At 58.5% G+C, this 24661-nt stretch carries 22 protein-coding genes and 2 pseudogenes; 14 read left to right on the top strand and 10 right to left on the bottom strand.

Features of this window, described 5'->3' with window-relative positions:
* The first annotated feature begins 8 nt into the window (after positions 1–8).
* The gene (locus tag PS14A_RS14225; RefSeq protein ID WP_241662937.1) at positions 9–320 is read left to right on the top strand and encodes a hypothetical protein; all 312 of its coding nucleotides are present in this window, start codon (positions 9–11) and stop codon (positions 318–320) included.
* A 32-nt stretch (positions 321–352) separates the two neighbouring features.
* A pseudogene (locus tag PS14A_RS14220) lies at positions 353–880 on the top strand (hypothetical protein).
* Between the two features lie 54 nt (positions 881–934).
* On the opposite strand, the gene PS14A_RS14215 reads toward PS14A_RS14220, so the two are convergent.
* Positions 935–1978, bottom strand: a complete 1044-nt coding sequence (locus PS14A_RS14215; RefSeq protein WP_039763087.1) for an LLM class flavin-dependent oxidoreductase — start codon at positions 1976–1978, stop codon at positions 935–937.
* 203 nt (positions 1979–2181) lie between these two features.
* Between PS14A_RS14215 and PS14A_RS14210 the strand changes: the two genes are divergently transcribed.
* Positions 2182–4128 (top strand): methyl-accepting chemotaxis protein, encoded by a 1947-nt coding sequence (locus tag PS14A_RS14210; RefSeq protein ID WP_212616533.1) that lies wholly within the window; start codon positions 2182–2184, stop codon positions 4126–4128.
* Between the two features lie 140 nt (positions 4129–4268).
* Here PS14A_RS14210 and PS14A_RS14205 read toward each other — a convergent pair whose 3' ends face one another.
* Complete coding sequence (locus PS14A_RS14205) at positions 4269–4754, bottom strand: flavin reductase family protein (RefSeq protein ID WP_212616532.1); 486 nt, start codon at positions 4752–4754, stop codon at positions 4269–4271.
* Between the two features lie 323 nt (positions 4755–5077).
* Between PS14A_RS14205 and PS14A_RS14200 the strand changes: the two genes are divergently transcribed.
* A complete protein-coding gene (locus PS14A_RS14200; protein WP_212616531.1) occupies positions 5078–6484 on the top strand; it encodes a cytosine permease in 1407 nt (468 codons plus the stop codon).
* Positions 6485–6732: 248 nt separating this feature from the next.
* Positions 6733–7833 carry a polyamine ABC transporter substrate-binding protein gene (locus tag PS14A_RS14195; protein ID WP_016775035.1) on the top strand — a complete coding sequence of 367 codons (1101 nt, stop codon included), beginning with the start codon at positions 6733–6735 and terminating at the stop codon, positions 7831–7833.
* A 123-nt stretch (positions 7834–7956) separates the two neighbouring features.
* Here PS14A_RS14195 and PS14A_RS14190 read toward each other — a convergent pair whose 3' ends face one another.
* Together PS14A_RS14190 and PS14A_RS14185 are read right to left on the bottom strand one after the other, a co-directional pair.
* Positions 7957–8931, bottom strand: a complete 975-nt coding sequence (locus tag PS14A_RS14190; protein WP_130912106.1) for a TerC family protein — start codon at positions 8929–8931, stop codon at positions 7957–7959.
* 240 nt (positions 8932–9171) lie between these two features.
* On the bottom strand, positions 9172–9960 hold the full coding sequence (locus PS14A_RS14185; protein WP_212616572.1) for a helix-turn-helix transcriptional regulator: 789 nt from the start codon (positions 9958–9960) through the stop codon (positions 9172–9174).
* A gap of 82 nt (positions 9961–10042) precedes the next feature.
* On the opposite strand from PS14A_RS14185, the gene PS14A_RS14180 reads away from it, so the two are divergent.
* From PS14A_RS14180 to PS14A_RS14150, 7 genes are all read left to right on the top strand, one after another.
* Positions 10043–11041, top strand: coding sequence for a bile acid:sodium symporter family protein (locus PS14A_RS14180; RefSeq protein WP_212616530.1), 999 nt, complete (start codon positions 10043–10045; stop codon positions 11039–11041).
* A gap of 425 nt (positions 11042–11466) precedes the next feature.
* Complete coding sequence (locus PS14A_RS14175; protein WP_137214957.1) at positions 11467–12804, top strand: saccharopine dehydrogenase C-terminal domain-containing protein; 1338 nt, start codon at positions 11467–11469, stop codon at positions 12802–12804.
* A 41-nt stretch (positions 12805–12845) separates the two neighbouring features.
* Positions 12846–13568, top strand: coding sequence for a hypothetical protein (locus PS14A_RS14170; protein WP_130910056.1), 723 nt, complete (start codon positions 12846–12848; stop codon positions 13566–13568).
* 26 nt (positions 13569–13594) lie between these two features.
* Complete coding sequence (locus PS14A_RS14165) at positions 13595–14308, top strand: hypothetical protein (protein WP_249121302.1); 714 nt, start codon at positions 13595–13597, stop codon at positions 14306–14308.
* Positions 14309–14322: 14 nt separating this feature from the next.
* Positions 14323–14661 (top strand): hypothetical protein, encoded by a 339-nt coding sequence (locus PS14A_RS14160; RefSeq protein ID WP_130910061.1) that lies wholly within the window; start codon positions 14323–14325, stop codon positions 14659–14661.
* Positions 14662–14678: 17 nt separating this feature from the next.
* The gene (locus PS14A_RS14155) at positions 14679–14843 is read left to right on the top strand and encodes a rubredoxin (RefSeq protein ID WP_130910057.1); all 165 of its coding nucleotides are present in this window, start codon (positions 14679–14681) and stop codon (positions 14841–14843) included.
* Between the two features lie 74 nt (positions 14844–14917).
* Positions 14918–15121 carry a hypothetical protein gene (locus tag PS14A_RS14150; RefSeq protein ID WP_212616529.1) on the top strand — a complete coding sequence of 68 codons (204 nt, stop codon included), beginning with the start codon at positions 14918–14920 and terminating at the stop codon, positions 15119–15121.
* 70 nt (positions 15122–15191) lie between these two features.
* Here PS14A_RS14150 and PS14A_RS14145 read toward each other — a convergent pair whose 3' ends face one another.
* Positions 15192–15797, bottom strand: a complete 606-nt coding sequence (locus PS14A_RS14145) for a response regulator transcription factor (RefSeq protein WP_137214958.1) — start codon at positions 15795–15797, stop codon at positions 15192–15194.
* Between the two features lie 113 nt (positions 15798–15910).
* Here PS14A_RS14145 and PS14A_RS14140 point away from each other — a divergent pair, with 113 nt between their 5' ends.
* Entirely contained in the window at positions 15911–17539 is a 1629-nt protein-coding gene (locus PS14A_RS14140) for a hybrid sensor histidine kinase/response regulator (RefSeq protein ID WP_212616528.1), read from the top strand.
* A 52-nt stretch (positions 17540–17591) separates the two neighbouring features.
* Here PS14A_RS14140 and PS14A_RS14135 read toward each other — a convergent pair whose 3' ends face one another.
* Entirely contained in the window at positions 17592–18764 is a 1173-nt protein-coding gene (locus PS14A_RS14135; RefSeq protein WP_212616527.1) for a cystathionine gamma-synthase, read from the bottom strand.
* Positions 18761–20137: a pyridoxal-phosphate dependent enzyme gene (locus PS14A_RS14130; RefSeq protein WP_137214965.1), complete on the bottom strand. Its 1377-nt coding sequence runs from the start codon at positions 20135–20137 to the stop codon at positions 18761–18763. The genes PS14A_RS14135 and PS14A_RS14130 overlap by 4 nt, the downstream gene beginning before the upstream one ends.
* A 365-nt stretch (positions 20138–20502) precedes the next feature.
* On the opposite strand from PS14A_RS14130, the pseudogene PS14A_RS14125 reads away from it, so the two are divergent.
* Positions 20503–21615: pseudogene (locus PS14A_RS14125) on the top strand (5-methyltetrahydropteroyltriglutamate--homocysteine S-methyltransferase); the annotation flags it as partial.
* Positions 21616–21742: 127 nt separating this feature from the next.
* Here the strand turns inward: PS14A_RS14125 and PS14A_RS14120 are convergent.
* The 3 genes from PS14A_RS14120 to PS14A_RS14110 are packed head-to-tail and all read right to left on the bottom strand — an operon-like array spanning position 21743 to position 24530.
* Positions 21743–22507 (bottom strand): ABC transporter ATP-binding protein, encoded by a 765-nt coding sequence (locus PS14A_RS14120; protein WP_212616526.1) that lies wholly within the window; start codon positions 22505–22507, stop codon positions 21743–21745.
* Positions 22504–23520, bottom strand: coding sequence for an iron ABC transporter permease (locus PS14A_RS14115; protein ID WP_137214966.1), 1017 nt, complete (start codon positions 23518–23520; stop codon positions 22504–22506). Before PS14A_RS14115 ends, PS14A_RS14120 begins: the two co-directional genes overlap by 4 nt.
* Positions 23517–24530, bottom strand: coding sequence for an ABC transporter substrate-binding protein (locus PS14A_RS14110; protein ID WP_212616525.1), 1014 nt, complete (start codon positions 24528–24530; stop codon positions 23517–23519). The genes PS14A_RS14115 and PS14A_RS14110 overlap by 4 nt, the downstream gene beginning before the upstream one ends.
* Positions 24531–24661 lie beyond the last annotated feature (131 nt).

Here is a 24661-nt window from a genome sequence, read left to right as displayed (position 1 = left end):
GGTTGGATATGGACCAGATTATGTTGAGGGAAAGCGCGGAGTATCTGGAGGAAGTCATCTCTAAATATGCATCTGATGCGAAAGTTAGTTGTTTGCATAAAGCATTGTCGACTTTGATAGCAGATGCTCGTGCGGGGGCAATTGTAATGCCCGTTCAATGGAACGACATTCCAGGCACCTACGCCTTTATTGAAGGAGGGCTACAACAATACCGCGACCTTGAAACAGCGTACGCCAAGTTTAAAATCGAGATTACTGGCGGCGAGAGTCCTCTTATGAAAAGCCTACGTTTAAATCAGCGGATGAGAGGTGAGGAGTGAGAGGTAACTGCAAAGTAATCCTTTTGCAATTAATGCTGGCTCTCCCACTGCTGGGCTGCTATGCAAACGTCAGAGACTCTTCCCCCAGCGTTTAAAAGGATGGTGTCCAACTTCAGCAAAGAACGGCAACGCCAGATGCACAACACGTCAAAGTCATCATGAAATCTACAGGCTACACATACCCTGTCGAGTTCTCGGTTCGCCGGGCTTCAGATCCCTATCAACGAATGGAAGTGCTGGGTACTGTGGTGGATTCCGGACGGAGCAAGGTATTCGGCTGGATCGCCAAACTCAGCGAAGCGGCCAATAGCGCCACGTTCAAGCACTTCCCTCAGCTGGAAATGCAAGCCAATGCCGACGAACCCTTCGAGGTGTCGGGGCGTTCCAACGGCATGGGCACCTGCGATACTTATAGCCGCGGGCCGCTGAACAGTACTTTTACGCCGGAGCGAAGCAAGGTCTACCTGGTGGAGTTTCAGTTTGTTGGGCGGGGTTGCGAGCAGCGTGTTTACGATGTCACCCAGCCGGGCCAGCGCATTCCCGTGATCTCTAAAAACTAAAGCCCCGGACAAGTCCGGGGCCTTTTAGTGGGTCAGAGACCGTCCGACGAGTAATCAGCGAAACGCCGGCACCACATGCTTGATAAACAACTCCAGCGACTTCTTCTTCTCTTCATGCGGCAAGCTGTTGTCACACCAGAAACTGAACTCATCCACCCCCAGTTCCTGGTAGTACTTGATGCGCGGAATGATCTCTTCCGGCGTACCAATCATCGCCGTCTTGTGCAGGCTCTCCAGTTCAAACTCCGGACGTCCGGCAAACTTCTCTTCCGGACTCGGCGCAAGGAAGCCGTTGACTGGTGTTTGCTTGTTGCCAAACCACGCATCGAACGTGCGATAGAAACGTGAGATGGCTTTGGCGCCGACTTTCCAGCCGTCCGGGTCATCAGCGGTGTGCACGTGGGTGTGGCGCAGCACCATCAATTGTGGGCGCGGTACGTCTGGGTTGTTGTCCAGTGCGGTCTGGAATTTGTTCTTCAGGTCGAGGACTTCTTCGTCGCCTTTCATCAATGGCGTGACCATCACGTTGCAGCCGTTGGCGACGGCGAAGTTGTGCGAATCCGGGTCGCGGGCGGCGATCCACATGGGTGGGTTCGGCTTCTGGATCGGCTTCGGCACGCTGGTGGAGGTGGGGAATTTCCAGATGTCGCCGTCGTGGGCGTAGTCGCCTTGCCATAGGGCACGGACCACCGGGACCATTTCGCGCAGGGCCTGGCCACCGCTCGAGGCGGGCATGCCGCCGGCCATGCGGTCGAATTCAACTTGATAGGCGCCGCGCGCGAGACCGACTTCCATGCGGCCGTTGCTGATCACGTCGAGCAGGGCGCATTCGCCGGCGACGCGCAGCGGGTGCCAGAACGGCGCGATGATGGTGCCGGCGCCGAGGTGGATGGTCGTGGTTTTCGCTGCGAGGTAGGCCAGCAGCGGCATCGGGCTTGGGGAGATGGTGTATTCCATGGCGTGGTGTTCGCCGATCCACACGGTGCTGAAACCGCCGGCCTCGGCCATCAGGGTCAGTTCGGTCAGGTCTTCGAACAGTTGGCGGTGGCTGACGCTTTCGTCCCAGCGTTCCATGTGTACGAACAGGGAAAATTTCATGACGCTACCTCGAGTCTTTTGTAATTGGCCGGTCGTGTGCGGGCCTGTCGAACTGACGTGAACGCGTTGCGCTCGCGAGTCTTCTCACCATTCAAGCACGCCTTCGAGGACGGCTGTTCGGTTGATTGAATATTGGTATACCATAATACGGAATATCCGCAAAATATTTCTGACCGACACTTCGAACAAGGAAGGCGCAAGCAATGAACATAAAACAAAAACTGACTCTGGCGTTTGCGGTAATCGCCAGCCTGCCGGTGTTACTGGTGGCAGCGCTGATCATCCTCAATGTCCGCGAGGGCGCGCGCGACACCTTTACCGACAGCACCGGGCGCGAGGTGCGTCAGGTGGAAAACGCGATGCAGCTATTTTTCGAGGGCATCAGCCAAAACGTTGCCTATCTGGCCGAGCATCCGCAACTGCAGAGCATCGACACCAGCCTCAAACGCTACCTGAGCAGCGACGCCGCGCAAGTGCCGATGGGGCCGCAGGATCAACAGCTGTTCAAGCTGTTCGAGGGTCTGGCCAAGGCGCACCCGGCCTACACCTATCTATCTGTCGGCACCGAGCAGGGCGGTTATCTGTTCTGGCCGGGCGATGCGAAGTTGGCGAACTACGATCCGCGCACCCGCCCCTGGTACAAAACCGCGATGGCCAATCCCGGCAAAACCCTGCGCACCGAGGCCTATTACTGGGCGGCGGATGACGTGGTGCTGGTGAGCACCGTGCGAAGCTTCAATAACCAGTTGGGCAGCAATGCCGGCGTGGTCAACATCGATGTGTCGCTCAAGCAATTGACCGACCTGGTCAAGCAGATCCGCCTCGGTGAGAGCGGTTATCTGATGCTGATGGAAGCCAACAACACCGTGCTGGTGGACCCAAGCGACCCGGCGCACAACTTCAAGAAACTCAGCGATCTCGGCGACGGTTATCAGCAACTGGCCGAGGCGGGCAAAGGCCTGGTCGAGGTGCAACTGGCCGGGGAGGATTACATGGCGCTGGTCTGGCCGTCGCAGGCGTTGGGCTGGCGGTTTGTCGGGTTGGTGAAAGCCAGTGAAGTGATGGCCGGGGCGACGCGTTTGACTTGGCTGATCGGCGCTATCGCTGTGGTTTGCGCGTTGCTGTTTGCGATGGTCGGTGCGTGGTTTGCCGGACTGATGGTCAAGCCGATTCGTGGTGTCGCCAGTGGTCTCGAAGGTATTGCTCAAGGCGAGGGCGATCTGACTGCGCGACTGGAAGTACGCGGGCAGGATGAAACCGCGCAACTGGCCGGCTGGTTCAACCAGTTTCTTGAAGCGATTCGTACGTTGATTCAGCGCATCGGCCAGGCAGCGGGGCAGATTCACAGCAGCTCTGGCAGCGCCACCGAAGTCTCGGCGGAAATGGCCGACGTCGCTTCGCGTCAGCGTGAGGCGGTGGACATGGTGTCGACCGCATTCCACGAAATGGTCGCCACTTCCAACGAGGTTGCGCGCTCGTGCAGTCAGGCGGCCGACTCGGCAGACAACGGTCAGCGTCAGGCTCACACCGGGCAGCAGCAGATCGACGCGGCGGTGAGTAACGTCGGGCGCTTGAGTCAGGAGATCGGCCACAGCGCCGAGTCGATGCAGCAACTGGAGCAGGACAGCAACGACATCCAGTCGATCCTCGGCACCATCCGATCGATTGCCGAGCAGACCAATCTGCTCGCGCTCAACGCCGCCATTGAGGCCGCGCGCGCCGGTGAACAGGGCAGGGGCTTTGCCGTGGTCGCCGATGAAGTTCGCGCGCTGGCCAAACGCACTTCCGACTCCACCGGTGAGATTGACGCACTGCTTGGCAATCTGGCGCGGCGCACCCACCAGATGGGCAAGCAGATGCACGCCAGCCTCGAGGTCTCGCAGGAAACCGTGGTGTCGATCAACGAGGCGCGGGCGAGTTTTGAATTGATACGTGAATCGGTCGACGTGATCCGCGACATGAACACGCAGATCGCCACGGCGGCGGAGGAACAGCATCAAGTGGCGGAAGACATCAATCGGCACATCAGCCAGATTCATGGCGATGCGCAGTTGGTGGCGAGCCTGGCGGATTCAACTCGCCAGGATGCGCAGAACCTGACGGCGTTGTCGCAGACGTTGAATCAGTTGGTGAGCCGGTTTAGGACCTGACACGGTCGCCCAGGCAACACCAAAACCGGTGGGAGCGAGCCTGCTCGCGAAGATGTCGGGTCAGTCAAAAATGTAACAACTGACCCATCGCATTCGCGAGCAGGCTCGCTCCCACATGGGATATCCGAGATCTGGTGAAATCACGCCACAACCGGCAACGCACCCATCTTGCCGTGGCAATACACCAGCGGTCCGGCGACCTGCTCGGGGACGATCAGGTTCTTCACCGCGCCGACCATGATCGCGTGGTCGCCACCTTCGTATTCACGCCACAACTCGCACTCGATCACCGCCGTGGCATTGGCGAGGATCGGGTTGCCCAGTTCGCTCAACGTCCACTCGATGCCCTGCGCCTTGTCCTTGCCTTTGCGCGCGAAGGCATAGGCCTCGCTTTGCTGCACGCTGGACAACAGGTGAATCGCAAAGCGTTTGTTCTTGATCAGCACGGGATAGGAGTCGGAGCTGTAGTTGGGGCAGAACAGAACCAGCGCCGGGTCGATCGACAAAGAACTGAACGCGCTGGCGGTCAGGCCGACGATCTGGCCGTCGTCGTCCAGGGTGGTGATAACGGTGACGCCTGACGGGAACGAGCCCATGACTTGTTTGTAAATGGCAGCATCGATCATTGGGTGGTCCTCGGGTGGTGTGACGCGGTTTTTATGGTTTGTAGGTCTGATGGTATACCGTAATACATATCTTGCAAGAGCTTTTCTGGTGAACCGATAAACGTGCCACTTTCGTCGTAAATTCAGTGTTTACGGGGCTTTCAGCTAGCCGGTCAGGGGTGGGATCAGCGAGGATAGCGGATCAGAGAGCAACAGAATCAGCGGATCAGGCTTGTGCAAAGTTTGGAATACCATAATATGGTCTGCATCTGAGGGGCGACCCAAGAGTCCTCCCGGTTTGGCTTCATACAAAGATAAAAACAGACAAACTCGAGTTCATGCATATGTCCCAGATGTCCCGGCAAGATCCGTTGATCGAGAATCATACGGTCGATTACGTCCCACTCGCGGAACGCCACGGGAAGGCCCGCGATCTGTTCACTCTTTGGTTCAGCACCAACATCGCGCCACTGCCCATCGTCACCGGCGCCATGGTGGTCCAGGTGTTCCATCTGAATCTGTTCTGGGGGCTGCTGGCGATTGCGCTGGGGCACATGATCGGCGGCGTGGTGATTGCGCTGGCCTCGGCGCAGGGTCCGCGCATGGGCATTCCGCAAATGGTCCAGAGTCGCGGTCAGTTCGGCCGCTATGGCGCGCTGCTGATCGTGTTCTTCGCAGCGCTCATCTACATTGGTTTCTTCATTTCCAACATCGTGCTGGCCGGTAAATCCATCGTCGGCATTGCGCCGTCAGTGCCGGCACCGCTGAGCATTCTGATCGGCGCCCTGGCCGCCACGGCGATCGGTGTGATCGGCTATAACTTCATCCACACGCTCAATCGCATCGGCACCTGGGTGATGGGTGGCGCGTTGCTCGCCGGGTTCATCTATATCTTCGCCCATGAACTGCCAGCGGACTTTTTGACGCGCGGCAGTTTCAATCTGTCCGGCTGGCTGGCGACGGTGTCGCTGGGGATCATCTGGCAGATCAGCTTCTCGCCATACGTCTCCGACTATTCGCGTTATCTGCCAGTAGACATCGGTATCGCCAAACCCTTCTGGGCGACGTATCTGGGCGCGACGCTGGGCACGATTCTGTCGTTCAGTTTTGGCGCGGTGGCAGTGCTGGCGACGCCGGAAGGCACTGAAGCGATGGCGGCCGTCAAGCAGTCCACCGGCTGGCTGGGGCCGATTCTGATGGTGCTGTTTCTGCTCAACATCATCAGCCACAACGCGCTCAATCTGTATGGCGCGGTGCTGTCGATCATCACCTCGATCCAGACGTTCGCCAGCCAGTGGACGCCGAGCATCAAGGTGCGCGTGGTGCTGTCGAGCGTGATCCTGGCCGGATGCTGTGTGGTCGCCCTCGGTGCCTCGGCGGATTTCATTTCCGAATTCATAGGACTGATTCTCGCGCTGTTGCTGGTGCTGGTGCCGTGGGCGTCGATCAACCTGATCGACTTTTACCTGATCAAGCGTGGCAACTACGACATCGCCTCGATCTTCCGCGCCGACGGTGGCATCTACGGGCGCTTCAACCTGCACGCGATCATTGCCTACTTCATCGGCATCATCGTGCAGCTGCCGTTCGCCAACACCTCGCTGTATGTCGGGCCGTACGCCAATCTGGTGGAAGGTGCCGACCTGTCCTGGCTGGTCGGTCTGGTGGTAACGGTGCCGCTGTATTACTGCCTCGCAACCCGTGGTCAGGCGCAGCAGAGCAGGGCGGCCAGACTCGGCTATACCGACTGATCCAAACGCCAACCGACAATGCCCGGCCCAGTGCCGGGCATTTTTGTTTGCGTATTTCAGCGGTCACGCAAATTGGCCATATCGATCCCCTTTTGGCCTGCCGCCTACTGTCATCGCGCTACGCTGTCAGCAAGAATCGAAACCATAACAACAGGCTCGACCTTTTTTGCCCTTGGCTATCGTTACAGCCACTGCCGTGTACAGAACATAAAAACCATCGATCTCACGTCGCATTCGGGGAAACAACCATGGTCACGATCAAACGCATTCTGGGCGCCACCGTGTGTGGCCTGACGCTGCTGGCCAGCGCCGTCCAGGCCGAGCAGCGCGAACTGCGGGTGTACAACTGGGCGGATTACATTCTGCCGTCAGTGCCCAAGGACTTCGCCGAGCAAAGCAAGATCAAAGTGACCTGGGACACCTTTGACACCAACGAATCCCTGGAAGCCAAACTGCTCACCGGCAACTCCGGTTACGACCTAGTGGTGCCGTCCAACCAGTTCATCGAAACCCAGATCAAGGCCGGCGTGTTCCAGAAACTCGACAAGTCGAAATTGCCGAACTGGCAGCACCAGGATCCGGCGTTGCTCAAGTTGCTCGACGCCAACGACCCCGGCAACCAGTACGGCGTGCCGTACATGTACGGCACCGTGCTGATCGGCTTCAACCCGGCCAAGGTCAAGGCTGCCCTGGGCGACAACGCGCCGGTGGACAGTTGGGATCTGGTGTTCAAGCCCGAGAACATGGAAAAGCTCAAGGCCTGTGGCGTGGCGATGCTCGATTCGCCGTCGGAGATCCTGCCGCTGGCCCTGCATTACCTCGGCCTCGACCCGAACAGCCAGAACCCGGCGGACTATGAAAAGGCCAAGGCCTTGATGATGAAGATTCGTCCTTACGTGACCTACTTCAACTCGGCCAAGTACATGACCGACATCGCCAACGGCGACATCTGCGTGGCGATCGGTTATTCCGGCAGCTTCTACCAGTTCGGCAATCGCGCCAAAGAGGCGGGCAACGGCGTGGTGGTCGACTGGCGTCTGCCAAAGGAGGGCGCGCCGATCTGGTTCGACACCTTCGCCATTCCGAAGAGCGCGAAGAACGTCGCCGAGGCCCACGAATTCCTCAACCACTTGCTCGACCCGAAAGTGATCGCACCGATCAGTGACTTCCTCGGTTACCCGAATGCCAACAAGGACTCGATGCCGCTGGTCAACAAGGACATCACCGACAACCCCAACCTGACCCCGACCAGCGAAGCGCTGAAAACCCTGTATGTGGTGCAACCGTTGCCGCAGAAAATGGAGCGGGTGCGCACGCGAGTGTGGACCAGTATCAAGTCCGATAAATAAGAGCACCGCACTTCAAATGTGGGAGCGAGCCTGCTCGCGAAAGCGGTGTGTCATTCAACTCCTATGTTGAATGATCCGGCGTATTCGCGAGCAGGCTCGCTCCCACAGGTGGGTTGTGTTGTGTCATTCAGGGCGGCGTTCTGCCTCGCGGCTGGTCACCAGGCTCAACAGCACCGACCCGAGAATCACCGTCCCGACGATTGCCAGCGACCATTCCACCGGCATGTGGAACCACGGCATCAGCACCATCTTGCCGCCAATGAAAACCAGCACGATCGCCAAGCCATACTTGAGCAGGTGAAAGCGGTCAGCCATGTCTGCCAGCAGGAAGTACAACGCACGCAGGCCCATGATCGCGAAGATGTTCGAGGTGAAAACAATGAACGGGTCAGTGGTCACGGCGAAGATCGCCGGAATACTGTCGACGGCGAACATCAGGTCGCTGGCCTCGATCAGCACAAGAACCAAAAACATCGGCGTCGCCCAGCGCACGCCGTTCTGCAGGATGAAAAACTTCTCGCCGTGAAAGCCACTGGTGATGCGCATATGCCCGCGAACCCAGCGCAATAACGGATTCTTTTCCAGATCCGGTTGATGATCAGCGAACACCAGCATCTTGATCCCGGTGATGATCAGGAACACACCGAATGCATACAGCAGCCACTCGAACTGCGACACCAGCCACACACCGGCAAAAATCATGATCGCGCGCATGACAATCGCGCCCAGCACGCCGTACAGCAGCACGCGTCGTTGCAATTCCGGCGGCACGGCGAAGTAGCTGAAGATCATCACGAAGACGAACATGTTGTCGATCGATAGCGACTGCTCGATCAGATAACCGGTGAGAAATTCCAGGGTTTTCTGTCGGGCGATTTCACCGCCGAATTCGCCGTGCAGATACCACCAGAGCAATCCCGCGAAGCTCAGCGCCAACAGGCACCAGGCAACCACCCAGGCCGACGCTTCCCGCACCGACACCCGGTGCGCCTTGCGCCCGCCGAAGACAAACAAGTCCAGGGCCAGCATGGCCAGAACGAAGATGATGAAGGCACCCCACATCCAGGGTTCGCCGATATTGATGTTCGTGGCAGGCATGGCACGCTCCCCTGTCTTTTTATTTGCAGCAAGCACATCTCCTGTGGGAGCGAGCCTGCTCGCGAATGCGGTGGGTCAGTGAGATGGAGGTTGCCTGACACCCCGCGTTCGCGAGCAGGCTCGCTCCCACTGGCATCACTGCACCCTCTCGATCAAAGTCAGACGGGGCCATGCTAGCGACGGATCTGGAGCAAAGAAAAATCGTTTATTCCTGACGGACAGTTCGGCAAAAACGAAGTGTCAGCGGAAAAACTCTCCCGGCGTTTCGCCAAACTGCTGACGAAACGCGGCGATAAACGCCGAGGTCGAGTCGTATCCGCAGGCCAGCGCAACATCGGTCACTCGCTCGCCTTTTTCCAGCGGGGCCAGGGCGCCAAGCAAGCGCAGGCGTTGACGCCAGGCGCGGAAGGTCAGGCCGGTGTCGCGCAAAAACAGGCGCGTCAGAGTCTTTTCGGTGACGCCAAATTTTTCGCTCCAGTGGCTCAGCGTGGTCTGCTGTTCCGGGTGTTGCTCCAGGCTCTGGTAGATCTGCTTCAGGCGAGCGTCCTGCGGCAGCGGCAGCATCAGGTCGATGGTCGGCGCGTCGCCGAGTTGATCAAGGATGACCTGGGCCAGGCGTCCGTCAGGGCCGTTCTCGTCATAGTCGACCGGGACCTGACTGAAGGCGCGGATCAACTCCCTGAGCAGATCGCTGACGCCCAGCACATGGCAATGCTCGGCGGCCCAACCGGTGACGCTGCTGTCGATATACAGGCTGCGCATTTCCGTGTGTGGTGCGCTGAACACCCGGTGCGGCACGCCGGCCGGAATCCACACCGCACGCTCCGGCGGCGCGACGAATCGGCCGGCGCTGGTCTGCACTTCGAGCACGCCCTGAATCGCGTAGGACAACTGCACCCACGGATGACTGTGGCGGCGGGTGAGGGCGCGATTCGGCAGCGATTCGGTGCGTCCGTACACGGGGCGCGGCAGGCTGGGCAACCCGGGAACACTGCGGCGAACGCTTTTGGAATGTCCTTTAGGCGGCATCTTGCGGCTCTTCGGCGTTAGTCGGTAATTGCCAGTCACGTTAGAGTCGTCGGCACGCACTGGCAACCCCCGGATGAATCTCATGACGCGCCCACGTTTTCTGCCCGATAACTTCACGCTGACCTTGATCGGCGTTGTGCTGCTGGCGAGCTTCCTGCCCGCCAGCGGTCAAGTCGCGGTCGGCTTCGGCTGGCTGACCAACATGGCCATCGCCCTGCTGTTTTTCCTGCACGGCGCCAAGCTGTCGCGCGAATCGATCATCGCCGGCGCCGGCCACTGGCGTCTGCATCTGCTGGTGTTCGGCCTGACCTTCGTATTGTTCCCGATCCTCGGTCTGGCGCTGAAACCGCTGTTGTCACCGCTGATCGGTGATCAGCTGTACATGGGCATGCTCTACCTCTGCGCGTTGCCGGCCACTGTGCAGTCGGCGATTGCCTTCACTTCGCTGGCGCGGGGCAATATTCCGGCAGCGATCTGCAGTGCGGCGGCTTCAAGCCTGTTCGGGATTTTTCTCACGCCGCTGCTGGTAACGCTGCTGCTCAACGTTCACGGTGACGGCGGTTCAACCCTCGATGCCATCGTCAAGATCAGTGTGCAATTGCTCCTGCCATTTATTGCCGGGCAGATCGCCCGCCGCTGGATCGGCGCGTGGGTAGGGCGCAACAAGAACTGGCTGAAATTCGTTGATCAGGGCTCTATTCTGCTGGTGGTGTACGGCGCATTCAGCGAAGCGGTCAACGAGGGCATCTGGCAGCAGATTCCGTTGTTCGAGTTGCTCGGTCTGGTGGTGGTCTGCTGCATCCTGCTGACGTTGGTTCTGGTTGCATCAATTCTGTTGAGCAAAGCGTTCGGCTTCAACCAGGAAGACCGCATCACCATTCTGTTCTGCGGCTCGAAAAAGAGCCTGGCCACCGGCGTGCCGATGGCGCAGGTGCTGTTTGCCGGCAGCACCATCGGCGTGCTGATTCTGCCGCTGATGCTGTTTCACCAGATTCAACTGATGGTCTGCGCAGTGTTGGCACAGCGTTATGCGCGCCGGCCGGAGTCGGTGCCGGAGTTGATGGCGCAGGTTGACCCTTAGTCCAGAGCACATGTGTGGACATAACGAATCGAAGCATCGCAGCTCCAGCGGCTACCGAGGTGAGGTTGTTCACGGAAGTGATGCAACGGTCTTATCGGGTTTAATTGATTTTTATCAATTAGTTAGTGATTGTCAGGTTTGAGAACAAGCATTTTGTCCGCGAAAAACGCTCAAAAATATTCTTGTTTTGGGGTTGCCATGCCGCAGTCGGCTGTTTAGGATCCAATTTTCGCAAGCATGGATACCGGGCATGAAGCTTGGTACTACGAGAGTTATAAGGACATCGTCTTCGCAGACATCAACCTATAGTGGTCAGTCGCAGACTCAGCGATTATCGACTGCCGAGTGTCGATAGTTTTTGCAATATTGGTACTTCGCGACCGCGCGCCTGTATGTGAATAGGATTTACGTAAAGGACTCTACGTATGCAAACTATAAGTCGGATTGTCATTGTCGGATTTGGTAGCATTGCCCAGGCCTTGCTGCCCCTGATTAATGAACGTTTTCAGGTCGATGTTGTAATCTTTGATAAAGATCTGGACGTCTCCAAACAGGCCATTGCGCAAGAATATTCAGCGACTTTGATAAAGAAACTGATTACCCCGCATAACTTTGAAGAGGTTATAGGGCCTTTTCTGAATGACCAGGTTTTTTTGTTGAATCTGGCTGTTTCGGTCTCCACTCAATCATTGATAATGTTGGCTCAGAGGCACGATGCACTGTATTTGGATACTTGCATCGAACCTTGGGAATACACAGCCGAAGTCGAATCAGGCCTGACCAGCAATTTTGCTTTGCGGGAGGGTCTCAAGCGTTTTACAAAACAGCAACGCCCTGATGGTGCAACGGCTGTTGTCGCTCACGGTGCCAATCCGGGATTCATTTCCGTGTTGCTGAAAAAAGCATTGACGCAAATGGCCGCGGTCAATGACGTTGCTTATAAAACCGGGGATCGCGAAGATTGGGCTGAACTGGCCGAGCGCTTGGGTATCAGGGTCATCCAGATATCCGAGCGCGATACTCAAGTCTGCGGAGATCAGCGTCCGGAACAGCACTTCATGTGCACTTGGTCGGTGGACGGTTTGATTACCGAATGCCTGCAGCCAGCAGAACTGGGCTGGGGCAGTCATGAGGTCAGATTGCCTGAAGCGGCGATTCGCAACGATTACGCGATAGCCATGAGTGAGCAAGGGCGTGAGGTCAGAGTCAGAAGCTGGTCTCCGAACTATCTGGACTTTTCCGGTTACCTGTTGACCCACAATGAGTCGCTGTCGATTGCCGAATATCTGACCGTAGGCGATGGCGATAACCCCCGCTATCGCCCTACCGTTTATTACGCATACCACCCCTGTGATCAGGCCGTGGCTTCAATGTCCCTGCTGGACAATGGAAATGAACAGCGGGTGTTAACCAAGGAGGTACTAAAAGACGGCATTGTTTCCGGTATCGATGAACTGGGCGTGTTTCTGATCAGTGACAAGTATCCGTCAGTGTGGATGGGCTCGAATCTGTCCATTGGCAAGGCACGCAAGATGGCCAAATACAACAGCGCCACGAGTCTGCAGGTGGTGTCCAGTATTGTCGCTGGAATGGCGTGGGCGCAGGCCAATCCTCGGGCCGGAATTCTGGAAAGTGAATATCTGGACTGGGAGTTCATCTACGGAATCGTTGAAAAGTACTGGCAGCCGATTGTTTTTCAGCAGACCGAATGGCGACCGGATGCCGCCACTGATGCACTGTTGTTTGGCAATTTTCTGGTCTGAGTGTTTTCCAGGTTCTTGTTCAATCTATCAAGGAAGAATGTATGTCGATGGCAACCGGCGCGATCACGCGCACCACTCCCGATGCTTCCGCAGTCTTGTCTGGATTCAGCTTTCCCGCAGTGGAACTGAACGAGTCGGAGCGCGAGGAATGGAGGGAGATATTTTTCGATTCGGTAATCACAGAATATGACGCGCGCCGGTTGTACTGGTATCTGGAAGGTAATTATCCAGAGGTCTTCAAATCCCTCGAAGACGTGCTCAATCCTTGGTTGAAAGATGAAATTGACCATGCCTACGGTTTTGCGCTTATTTATGCTTCGTATTCGGCTATTCCTTTTGATGAAGTTTCACTGAGTGTTGAGCTGCGCAAGCCGGACTTCAGCATTGTCGATAACATTGCGGCTGATCCGCTAAAGCTGTTGGTGACTCTTGCTTATGACGAGATCATCACGACGCACGTTTATCATCGCAGCATCGCAAGCTACGATAACTTCAATTCGGAACAGTTGTCGGCATGGATACGTAAAACCAAAAAAGACGAAGTAACGCACTTCTTCGCCTTCGTAAAAAAAGCCAGGGAATTGTATCCGCGAAGAATTCAGGAAGTGCCTGCGATACTCGAGGAGATTTTTCAAATTGATTTCGAGAAGCCCAGTTACACCGGAACATTCGTTTTGGATCATAACGCGCCGGATTTCCCGATTTCCCGGCAGGAAATCAAGGACATGATTATTCCGGCAATTGTAAAAAAATTCAGTGAATGACTGCATGAGATCGGGAGAGAAATAGCATGGAAGCGGCTTTCTTGAAAAAGCGTAACTGGAGTTCAAGGGCTATTTTCGAAGATGTCGCTACCAGTGGATGGATCAATCCTGGCATCGATCAGTCTTTTAAGGCGTTTTTTATGGCCGATCTTGTGTCTGAATACGACTCTGTGAATCTCTATAATTTTTTGTACACCCGGCGTAGAGAATTTTCCCCTTATTTCGTTCAGTACCTGGATTTCTGGTATGCCGATGAGCGCAATCACGCGGACGGATTCTTCGAGCTGAACCGGCTGGTCTTTGGCGCTGACGAACGTGAACTCATCAATTACCTGAAAGGTCGTGTTGGCGATTTCACAGGGCTTGAAGACATACTTGCCAGTGAATTCAATCTGCTCCTGTTATTCGCTTACGATGAATACGTTTCGGTGAAAACGTACAAGAAAGACACCTTTTACCAGGACTTCGGCCATCCCGGATTCAACTTGTGGATCAAGAACCTGATCGCCGACGAAGCCATTCATTTTGGCAATGCGATAAAAATCTTAAAGACCTTTCACGCCGATAAGCTTGATCGGGCGGAGAGCATCCTGCGGAAAATCGGCGGCTTTGAAGGGGGGGAGTACAAAAACACGTTTCTGTTTGACCACGATGGCCCACATTTTCAGTTGGACAGCGACGAAGTAGGCGAAATTGTTATCAATGAAATCCTGTCAATTCTGCAGAAGAGATCTTTGTGAAAAAAGAACATTACATAATCATCGCTCTTTTGCTGATGGTCTTTGGCGAGATACTGACAATCTACAGTGAGGTCTACGCCTCCAAGCTTCCGGGCAAGGTCATGGAAACCCCCGGCATGTTCATCAAACCGATGTTCTTGATATGCATAGCCGGGATCAGTTTGGTTCTGGCTTATTGGCTCGGCTATCAAGGTACCGGGAATATCTGGGTGGTAACGGTCGCTTCATTGACGTTGTTGCTGGTGCTGGAGCCTATTGTGATCTACGCCATGCTCCGCGAGTTGCCGCAACGCGGCGCATTGATTGGCTTCATCCTTGGCGCTGCCGGCCTGATTTCAACCGTCGCACTTTAAACAGAAGGAGATTGATGATGTTGACGCAAGAACAGACTAAAACCTGCACCGTTTGCGGTTACGAATACGATCCGGCGACCGGAGATCCGGAAAACGGAATTGCGCCCGGTACGGCCTGGCAAGACGTTCATGAAGACTGGCTATGCCCGGACTGCCAAATGCCCAAAGCAGATTTTGCCTGATTGGCGCGATTAGCCGAGTGGCTCATCTGGCCCGTTGAATCTTTACAGGCAGGCGAAACAGGCCTGTCTGAATCATGCTGGAACCTGCGGCATCAACCCAGGACATCGAGTCACGCAATTACAGCGCCGCCGGTGCGGTCACCTCCAGATACAGCGACAACGCCACCACGCCGTCGGTCAGCACGTTGGTCAAACCCTGGGGCGATGGCTGCCTTTACTACGCCTGTGTTCAATGCTTGAGCAAAGGCGACATTGCTGGCTTTACCATTCACCAGTGACGCGATCTATACCGATCGCCAGTAAGCCAATCAGGCCAATATCCAAGAGCCGGGGCTGCACGGCTGAGCCTCAGAATCCTGCGGAAAACTTTACTGCCGCGGCCGCCCGCGTCGGCACATCCAGCGTACGCAACAACGAGGACACATGGATGCGTACCGTGAACGGGGAGATATCCAGTTCACGAGCGATTTCCTTGTTGGTTTTGCCTTGCGCGATCAAACGCAGCACGTCTTGTTGACGCGGCGTCAGCGTCGTCGCAGTTTCCAGCGGCAACAGGCCGGACGGCGCCGACTTCACCAGCACTTCACCATTGCGGATCGCCAGAATCGCCTGGCCGATTTCATCCGGCGCAATGTTCTTGCCGATAAAACCGTCAATGCCCGCCGCCATGACTTCACTGATCAGCGCTTGATCGTCGACCATCGACACCACGATCAGCGTGGTGCGCGGCAATCGTTGGCGCAAGTCGGCGAGCTGGCTGATGCAGGTCAGCCCGGGAAAACGCAGATCGAGCATCAACGTGTCCGGCTCGTTACCCAGCGCCAACAGCCCCAGCACAGCGTCGAAGTCGCCGGCTTCTTCGGTATCCGCACTCGGCAGCAAGCGCTGCACAGTGCGCAACATCGCTTCGCGAAACAGTGGGTGATCGTCGGCTATGATGATCCGGCACGTCATGATGCGACCCTCCCTGGGTCAGGCGTGATTCAAGGCCTGCACCTTAGCACTGGACGCGAAGGTTGCCTGTAGGCTGCTTCCGAAACTGCAATCGCTGCACAAGGACGTTTCCCATGAAGTTCGAGAAAAACACCGAACTCGACCAGGCCAACCTGCGCATCATCATCGCCGCCATCGCGGTGGTTTACATGGTCGTACTGGTCTTTTTGCCGGGCCATCGCTTCGAGACCTACCTGCCGGTCATTACCTACATCAGCCTGTTTCTGCTGGCCTCCATCATGTTCCGCCAGGCCATTGCGCGTTGGCCGGGGCATTACCCGGCGCGGCGGATTTTTGCCATGGTCCACGATTACACCGGTACCTGTTTCGGGCTGGTGATCGGCGGCGAAGCGGCGTTGCCACTGTACGCGGTGATGGTCTGGGTCAATCTCGGCAACGGCATGCGCTACGGCTCGCGCTATCTGGCGATCGCCACCGGCCTGGCGCTTACGGCGCTGCTGGTGGTCTATCGCCTGACGCCCTATTGGCAGGCGCAGCCGTTCATGGTGTTGATGCTGCTGATCACCAGCACGGTGATCCCGTTTTATGCGCACTTGCTGTTGGAGCGTACGCGCAAGGCGTCCGAAGAAGCGGTGGCGGCGAATCTGGAAAAGTCGCGCTTCCTCGCGCAGGCCAGTCACGACCTGCGTCAGCCGATACATTCGATCGGCTTGTTTACTGCCTGTCTGCGCGAATCGTCCCTGGGCGATGGCGAGCGCCGGCTGGTGGATAACATCGATCGATCGCTGCTCAACGTCTCGCAGTTGTTCCGTTCCATCCTCGACCTCTACACCCTCGATAACGGTCGGGTCGAGGCGAAATGGCAAACACTGAGCCTCGGTGAATGGCTCGCCGACCTGGTCCGCCAACATCAGGAAGCAGCGCGTTGGGCGGGTGTCGAACTGCGGCTGCGACCGTGCAACTACTGGGTCAGAACCGACCCGGCGCTGCTGGCGACCATGGTGCAGAACGTGCTCTCCAACTGCTTCAAGTACGGCGCGCAACGGCCGGTGCTGATCGGCGTGCGTAGACGCGGAGCAGGGCTGGCGATCGTCATTTATGACTGCGGCAACGGCATCGCCGAAGAACATCTGCAGAAGGTCTTCGAGGAATTTTATCGCGTGCGGCAAGTACGCGATAAAGACGTCGAAGGCGTGGGGCTGGGGCTGTCGATCATCAAGCGTCTCGCTGAATTGATCGGGCTAGAAGTTGCGCTGCGATCACAGTTGGGACGCGGCACAACGGTGGCCCTTGCCGGTTTGCCGATCGTCGCGGCGCCGCAGTCACTGTTCGTTCGCGATGAGGCGCGGCAGGTGGGTTTGCTGACGGGGCTGAAAGTGTGCCTGGTGGAGGATGACCGCAACGTGTTGCTGGCAACTTCAGCATTGCTTGAACGCTGGGGCTGTGTGGTGCAGGCCGAGTGGTCTGCTGAAGATCTGCACACCGACTGCGACATCATCGTCGCCGACTATGACCTCGGCACCCACGCCACTGGCATCGAATGCATTGATGAAATGCGCAGGCGGCGCGGTTGGGCGGTGCCGGCAATGATCATCACCGGGCATGACATCGAGAAGATTCAGGCTGCCTTGCACGATCGACAGATTGCGATTCTGTCGAAACCGGTGCGTCCGGCAGAGCTGCGCGCGACGTTGCGCGGGTTGCGTGATCGACAAGGCGAGGCGGTCGAAAATGCCCTGTGAGCCTCTGTAAGCACAAAGCCCGCGTCATGCGGGCTTTGTAGTTTGCGGCGTTCTACATTTTCGCCAGTGCTTGAGCCAGATCGGCGCGCAGGTCTTCAACATCCTCAACCCCCACCGACAACCGCACCAGCCCATCACCAATCCCCAGCTTTGCGCGGGTTTCCGGTGGAATCGTCGCGTGGGTCATGATCGCAGGGTGCTCGATCAGGCTTTCCACACCGCCCAGACTTTCCGCCAATGCGAAGATCTGCACGTTTTCCAGAAACCGCCGTGCGCCGGCCAGATCGCTGTTCAGATCAACAGAAATCATCCCGCCAAAACCACGCATCTGCCGCTTGGCCAGTGCGTGCTGTGGATGCGAGGGCAGGCCCGGATAGTAGACGCGTTTGACCTGCGGTTGCTGCTCCAGCCACTGCGCCAGGTCCAGGGCGTTGCTGCAATGGCGCTCCATGCGCAGCGCCAGGGTCTTCACCCCGCGCAAGGTCAGGAACGCATCGAACGGCCCGGAAATCGCGCCGACGGCGTTCTGCAGGAAACCGAGTTTTTCCGCCAGTTCGGCGTTCTGCCCGACCACGGCAATGCCGCCGATCACGTCAGAGTGGCCGTTGAGGTATTTGGTGGTCGAGTGCAGGACGATGTCGAAACCCAGCTCCAGCGGGCGCTGGATGTAGGGGCTGGCGAAAGTATTGTCGGCGACGCAGATGATCCCGCGCGCGCGGCAGATGCGTGCAATCGCGGCCAGATCCGACAGGCTCAGCAGTGGGTTGGTCGGGGTTTCGACCATGACCATGCGCGTGTCGTCCTGCAGCGAGGCTTCGAACGCCGACAGATCGGTCAGGTCGACGAAGCTGAAACGATGCCCGGCGCTGCGCTGACGAACCTTGTCGAACAGGCGGAATGTGCCGCCGTACAGGTCATTGCCGGAAACGATGTGCGAGCCGGCATCGAGCAGTTCCAGCACCGTGGAAATCGCCGCCAGGCCTGAGGCGAAGGCGAAGGCGCGAGTGCCGCCTTCGAGATCGGCGACGCAGCGTTCCAGGGCAAAGCGCGTCGGGTTGTGTGAGCGGCCGTAGTCGAAACCCTTGTGCACACCGGGGCTGTCTTGCAGGTAAGTGGAGTTGGCATAGATCGGCGGCATCAGCGCGCCGGTGGTCGGGTCCGGTTCTTGCCCGGCGTGGATCACCCGGGTGGCGAAGCCTTGGGATTTATCGTCGTGCTGACTCATGCAAGGGATCTCCGTAATTGGTTGAGCATGTCGGTGCGGGTGATCAGGCCATGGAAGCCGGAGGCGTCGGCGATGATCGCGACGAGGCCACGGCTGAGCACCGATTCCAGCTCGGCCAGGCTCGCAGTCGGGGCGAGGGTTTGCAGTTTGTCGGTCATCACACTCGACACCGACTGGCTGAAACGTGCGGCGTCTTCGTGCACGCCGAGGAGGATGTCGGACTCATCGATCACGCCCACCAGTTGCTTGCCTTCGACCAGCACCGGCAGTTGCGAAACGTCCGCCAGGCGCATGCGCTGGAACGCTGTGAGCAGGGTGTCGTCCGGGCCGACGCTGATCACTCGACCATCCTCGAAACGCCGTGCGATCAAGTCGCGCAGGTCGCCATAGCCTTTGCGTTGCAACAGGCCTTGATCGGTCATCCACTGGTCGTTGTAGACCTTCGACAGGTAGCGCGTGCCGGTGTCGCAGACGAAGCTGACCACGCGTTTCGGCTCGGTCTGTTCGCGGCAATAACGTAGCGCGGCGGCGAACAGGGTGCCGGTCGATGAGCCGCCGAGAATGCCTTCGGCCTTGAGCAACTGGCGCGCGTGATCGAAGCTTTCTGCATCGCTGATCGAATAGGCGTGGCGCACGCTGGACAGGTCAGTGATCGACGGAATGAAGTCTTCACCAATGCCCTCGACCGCCCACGAGCCGGGCGTCGGCAAGGTGCCGTCGCGGCTGTATTGCGCCATCACCGAGCCGATCGGGTCGGCGAGGACCATTTCCAGATTCGGTTGCACACGTTTGAAGAAACGACTCAATCCGGTCAGGGTTCCGGCCGAACCGACGCCGACGACGATGGCGTCCAGATCATGTTCGGTCTGCGCCCAGATTTCCGGTGCGGTGCTGCATTCATGGGCCAGCGGGTTGGCGGGATTGTTGAATTGGTCGGCGAAAAACGCGCCGGGAATGTCCTTGGCCAAACGCGCGGCGACGTCCTGGTAATACTCGGGATGGCCCTTGCCGACATCGGAGCGGGTGATGTGCACTTCGGCGCCCATTGCCTTCAAGTGCAGGACTTTCTCGGTGGACATCTTGTCCGGGACCACCAGCACCACACGATAGCCTTTGGCGCGGCCGACCAGCGCCAGACCCAGACCGGTATTGCCGGCAGTGGCCTCGACAATCGTCCCGCCCGGTTGCAGGCGACCGTCACGTTCGGCAGCGTCGATCATCGCCAGACCGATACGGTCCTTGATCGAGCCGCCGGGGTTCTGCGATTCGAGTTTGAGAAACAGCGTGCAGGGTCCGGTATCGAAGCGGGTGACCTGAACCAGCGGAGTATTGCCTATCAGCCCAAGCACGGCAGGGCGTGATTCCTTCGACATTTCTTCACCTCTTTATGGTGTTGATCGCGTTCCGATCGCGGGGAAAAGACTCGCGTGCAAATTAGGCGCAGACATCTTCTCTCGCAACCTTTAATCCTTGGAAAATCCAGCCATTTGGATCTAACGATAGAACGAAAACCGGCTTGTTGCCCTGAGACGTTCTGATCGTTCCCACGCTCCGCGTAGGAATGCAGGCGGGGACGCCCTGCGTCCCTATGGGCTGAAGATCGCAGCCTTCGGCAGCTCCTACACGGCCGTCTTTACATGAGTAGAACTTGTGATGATCTAGAATTTATTGAGTTTGTTTCACTAAGCACGGTTCCCGACAATACCCGCCATCGAATAAGCATCTGGAGTTGTTTGTCATGGCACTGGCCCATTCCCTTGGATTTCCGCGCATCGGCCGCGACCGCGAACTGAAGAAAGCGCAAGAGGCGTTCTGCAAAGGAGAACTCAACGAGGCGGGCCTGCGTGACGTCGGGCGTGAGCTGCGCAAGGTCCATTGGGACTTGCAGAAAAACGCCGGCATCGACTTGCTGCCGGTCGGCGATTTCGCCTGGTACGACCAGGTGCTTACCCACTCGCTGATGTTCGGCGTGATCCCCGAGCGCTTCCGCCCGCATGACGGCGAAGCCACGCTGCAGACCCTGTTCAGCATGGCCCGAGGCGTCAGCAATGCTTGCTGTAGCGACGGCCACGCTGAGGAAATGACCAAATGGTTCGACACCAACTATCACTACCTCGTACCGGAATTCAGCGTCGATCAGCAATTCCAGCTCGGTTGGGAGCAGCTGTTTGAAGAAACCGAAGAGGCCCGTGCACTGGGGCACAACGTCAAACCGGTGATCCTCGGCCCGTTGACCTATCTGTGGCTGGGCAAAACCAAAGGCGCCGATTTCGACAAGCTCGATTTGCTTGATCGCCTGCTGCCGCTATACGGCCAGATCTTCGCGCGGCTGGCGGCGTTGGGTGTGGAGTGGGTGCAGATCGATGAGCCGATTCTGGTGCTCGATCTGCCGCAGGACTGGAAGAATGCTTTCGAACGCGCCTACAACCAGATCCAGCGCGATCCGCTGAAAAAACTGCTCGCCACATACTTCGGTGGTCTCGGAGAAAACCTCGGTCTGGCGGCGAACCTGCCGGTCGATGGCCTGCACATCGATCTGGTGCGCGCGGCGGATCAATACCCGACCATTCTGGATCGTCTGCCGGCCTATAAAGTGCTGTCGCTGGGTGTGGTCAACGGTCGTAACGTCTGGCGCTGCGATCTGCAAAACGCGCTGGCGACGCTGCGCCATGCTCATGAGCGTTTGGGCGATCGCTTGTGGGTGGCGCCGTCCTGCTCGTTGCTGCACAGCCCGGAGGAGTTGAGCCGGCAAGACCACCTCGATGCGGAACTGAAAAGCTGGCTGGCGTTCGCCGTACAGAAATGCGAGGAGGTGGCCGTGCTCGCCAGGACGGTCAGCGAGCCGCAAGCGTTGCGTGCGTAGCGCTTCGCAGGACTGAGCCTGCACAATTCGCGTTTTACTCGGCACTCACTGCAATACACAAAACCCCTGTGGGAGCGAGCCCGCTCGCGAAAGTGGTGTGTCAGCTACACATGCATCAAGCGAGGAAGCGCAATATCGGCGCACCATCGAACGGGTCCGTCAGATAGTGCGCCCTGACCCCGAAAGTCGTCTGTAACCGCTCCGGCGTCAGCACGTGCAGCGGCTCGCCAAGCGCGACCAGACGCCCGCGCTCCAGCACCGCCAGGCGATCGCATTTGAGCGCCTGATTGAGATCGTGCAGGGCGATCAGCGTAGTCACCGGCAGTGCGCGCACCACTTGCAGAATGCTCAACTGATGCTGGATATCGAGGTGATTCGCCGGCTCGTCGAGCAGCAGGATCTGCGGGCGCTGCGCCAGTGCGCGGGCGATGTGCACGCGTTGGCGTTCACCGCCGGAGAGGCTGCGCCAGAGGCGGTTGCGCAGGTGCACGGCGTCGACGTCGACCAGCGCTTGCTCGACGATGGCGTCATCGGCCGGCGACCACGGTTGCAGCGCCGACAACCACGGCGTGCGCCCCAGCGCCACCGCGTCGAACACGCGAATGCCATCGTCGGTATCGGCCTGTTGCTCAACCACTGCGAGTGTCTGCGCGATGCTGCGCCGTGACATCTTGCCCAGCGCCTGACCGTCGAGCTGCACATGGCCCACGCTCGGGTCACGCAGTCCGGCCAGCAATTTGAGCAACGTGGATTTACCCGAACCGTTCGGCCCGACAATGCCCAGGGTCTCGCCGCGCTGAACATCGAGACTGACACCATTGAGCAACTCGGCGCCGCGCACTTTGAAGCCCACACCCGCACAACTCAGAACCGTGTTCATCGCGCCGATCTCCGGCCTACCAGAATCAGCGCGAACACCGGCGCGCCGACCAGTGCGGTGATCACGCCGACCGGAATCACCTGACCCTTTATCAGGGTGCGCGACAGCACATCGGCGGCGATCAGAAACACCGCGCCGCCCAGCGCACTGGCCGGCAGCAGACGCGCATGACCGGTGCCGAGCAACAACCGCGCTGCGTGGGGAATCACCAGCCCGACAAAACCGATCGAGCCGACGATCGATACCATCACCGCCGTTACCAGCGCGGCGCAGCCGATCAACAGAATCTGCACGCGGCGCACGGCAATGCCGAGGGATGCCGCCGAATCCGCGCCAAAGGTGAACGCATCCAGTGCTCGCCGGTGGCACAGACAAACGACCAATCCCAATACAGCCACAGGTACTGCCAGCCACACCGACGGCCAGCGCACGCCGCCGAGATTGCCCAACAGCCAGAACATGATCCCCCGCGCTTGTTCGGAGCTGGCCGAGCGGGTGATCAGAAACGCGGTGAGGGCATTGAACAATTGCGAGCCGGCGATCCCGGCGAGAATGATCTGCCCGGTGCCGCTGGCCGAGCCGCTGACTCGCGCCAACAGAATCACCAGTACGAACGCTGTCACCGCGCCGGCAAAGGCACCGACCGACAATGAAATCGCCCCGGCACCGACGCCGAGGAGGGCGACCATCACCGCGCCGGTCGAGGCGCCTGCAGAAATACCCAGCAGATACGGATCGGCCAACGGATTGCGCAGCAGCGATTGCAGGATCACCCCGCACGTCGCCAGGCCGGCGCCGCAGGCCGCCGCGACCAGCGCGCGGGTCAGGCGATAGTTCCAGACAATGCCTTCGTCGATCGGGTCGAGCACATAACCGGCGCCCCACAGCTTGTTGGCCAGCACCTGCAACACTACGCTCGGCTCGATCGAAGTCTCACCAATGGCCACGCCGCCAATCAGCGCGACCGACAGCGTCAACAGCACCAGCAGCAAACGGATCAGGCGTCTGCTCATGGCGACAGGTCGTAGCCGTTGATGGCGCTGGCCAATTGTTCGAGGCCGTCGAAGGTGCGCAGGCTGGCCTGCATGGCCATGGCGTCAAGGATGATGATGCGGTTGTGCTTGACCGCGTCCATGTTGCGCGTCACCGGATCACTGCGCAGGAACGCGAGTTTCTTCTGATAGTCGTCCGCCGGAAAACGTCGACGATCCATGCGCGCGATGACCAGGAAAGTCGGGTTGGCCTTGGCGATGGTTTCCCAGCCGACGGTCGGCCATTCTTCATCCGACTCGACCACGTTGCGCACGCCGAGGGTGCTGAGCATGAAATCGGGAACGCCTTTGTGCCCGGCCACGAACGGCTCGATGTCCATCTCGGCGCTGGAGAACCACACCAGGGCGCTGACGTCTTTGCGCTGCTGCTTTTTCGCCGTGGCGATCGACTGCGCGAGGCTGGCTTTGAGCTGCTCATTGAGCTGCTCGCCACGCGCCTGCACGTCGAAAATTGCAGCGAGCTGGCTCACGGCTTTGTAGATGCTGTCGCTGCGAAACGGCGCCAGCCGCGTGCCGTCCGAACCGACGAGGTTGTCCTTGGCTTCGCAATCGGAGGGGAGCAGGTAGGTGGGAATCTTCAGTTCATGGAACTGCTCACGAGTGCCGACCGCGCCTTGCGGCCCGACCATCCATTCCAGCTCGACGGCAACCAGCTCCGGGCGTTTGGCGATCACCGCTTCGAAACTCGGCTCGTTGTCGGCGAGGCGCTCGATCCTGTCGTTCTGCGCTTTGTATGTGCCCAGCACGTCGTTGAACCACAACGAGGTGCCGACGACCTTGTCGCCCAGACCCAAAGCGTAGAGCATTTCGGTGCCGGCCTGGCCGATGGTCACCGTGCGAGTGGGCGCGTGCTGAAAGGTCAGGCTGCTGCCGCAGTTTTCGACGGTCAGCGGATACGCAGTCGGCGCCGCTTGCGCCAGGGGGCAAAGGCTCAGAGCGGTGAGTAGGGTGGCAACGCGGGGCAGCAGCATGGGGCAGTCTCCAGGGGAACCGTACGGGAGCGGGCGGGTACGGTTGGAAACACACCTCGGGCGCGGTCGTGGAAACTGCGCAAGGCCGGCACGGGGAAAATGCGCACGGCACGATGTCCTTCCCGGACACC

Source organism: Pseudomonas sp. 14A (genome assembly GCF_018132745.1).
Classification (GTDB): domain Bacteria; phylum Pseudomonadota; class Gammaproteobacteria; order Pseudomonadales; family Pseudomonadaceae; genus Aquipseudomonas; species Aquipseudomonas mercuritolerans.
The sequence above is the reverse complement of the archived record's forward strand: the minus strand, read 5'-3'. Positions and strand labels throughout refer to the sequence as shown.